Annotated in this window: 1 protein-coding gene; it reads right to left on the bottom strand. The window is 46.7% G+C overall.

Translation table 11 applies throughout. From position 1 onward, the window contains the following. Positions 1-72 precede the first annotated feature (72 nt). Positions 73-1,263, bottom strand: coding sequence for an elongation factor Tu (gene tuf, locus I3254_RS00750; protein ID WP_114701991.1), 1,191 nt, complete (start codon positions 1,261-1,263; stop codon positions 73-75). Positions 1,264-1,284 lie beyond the last annotated feature (21 nt).

Below are 1,284 nucleotides of genomic sequence, written 5' to 3' on the forward strand. Positions count from 1 at the left end.
AAAAAAAGGCCACCCTAGATAGGATGGCCTTTTTTATGACTAATTCATAAGCTCATTGCTGAGTCTTAAGTCTTAGTTCAATACGTTAGCAACAACACCAGCGCCTACAGTACGGCCGCCTTCACGAATTGCGAAGCGAAGACCTTTGTCCATAGCGATTGGGTGGATAAGCTCTACGCCCATCTCAACGTTATCACCAGGCATTACCATTTCAGTACCGTCTTGTAATTGGATTGCGCCAGTTACGTCAGTAGTACGGAAGTAGAACTGTGGACGATAGCCGTTTAGGAATGGTGTGTGACGACCACCCTCTTCTTTTGACAATACATATACTTCAGCGTCAAACTTGGTGTGAGGCGTGATTGAACCTGGCTTAGCTAGTACTTGGCCACGTTGTACGTCTTCACGCTTAGTACCACGTAGTAGTACGCCACAGTTTTCGCCTGCACGACCTTCGTCAAGCAGTTTACGGAACATCTCTACACCAGTACAGGTGGTTTTTTGAGTGTCACGGATACCAACGATTTCGATCTCGTCGCCAACTTTAACGATACCAGATTCAACACGGCCTGTTACTACGGTACCACGACCTGAGATTGAGAATACGTCTTCGATTGGCATTAGGAATGCTTTGTCGATGTCACGCTCTGGCTCTGGGATGTAGGTGTCTAGTACGTTTAGTAGTTCTACAACAGCTGGTTGGCCGTATTTTTCTTGTGAGCCTTTTAGGGCTTCAGTAGCAGAACCTTTAACGATAGGAGTGTCATCGCCTGGGAAGTCATAGTCGTTCAATAATTCACGAACTTCCATTTCTACTAGTTCTAACAATTCTTCGTCATCAACCATGTCACATTTGTTCATGAATACGATGATGTACGGTACGCCAACCTGACGTGAAAGCAAGATGTGCTCACGAGTCTGTGGCATAGGGCCGTCAGTTGCAGATACGACTAGGATTGCGCCGTCCATCTGGGCAGCACCAGTGATCATGTTTTTAACATAATCGGCGTGACCTGGGCAATCTACGTGAGCATAGTGACGGCTGTCTGTGTCATATTCTACGTGTGAGGTGTTGATTGTGATACCACGTGCTTTTTCTTCTGGTGCTGAGTCAATAGACGCATAGTCTTTGGCTTCGCCACCAGAGGTGATTGCAGCTACGGTTGCGATTGCAGCGGTAAGGGTTGTTTTACCATGGTCAACGTGTCCGATTGTACCGACGTTGACGTGTGGCTTGTTACGTTCAAACTTGGCCTTTGCCATGGGTATTTCCTCTTTTTTTGG

The organism is Psychrobacter sp. Ps2 (genome assembly GCF_022129405.1).
Classification (GTDB): Bacteria; Pseudomonadota; Gammaproteobacteria; order Pseudomonadales; family Moraxellaceae; genus Psychrobacter.

Bases quoted from the DNA above. Each gene is read 5' to 3' on its own strand.
- tuf (WP_114701991.1), bottom strand. From the start codon at position 1,263: ATGGCAAAGGCCAAGTTTGAACGTAACAAGCCACACGTCAACGTCGGT.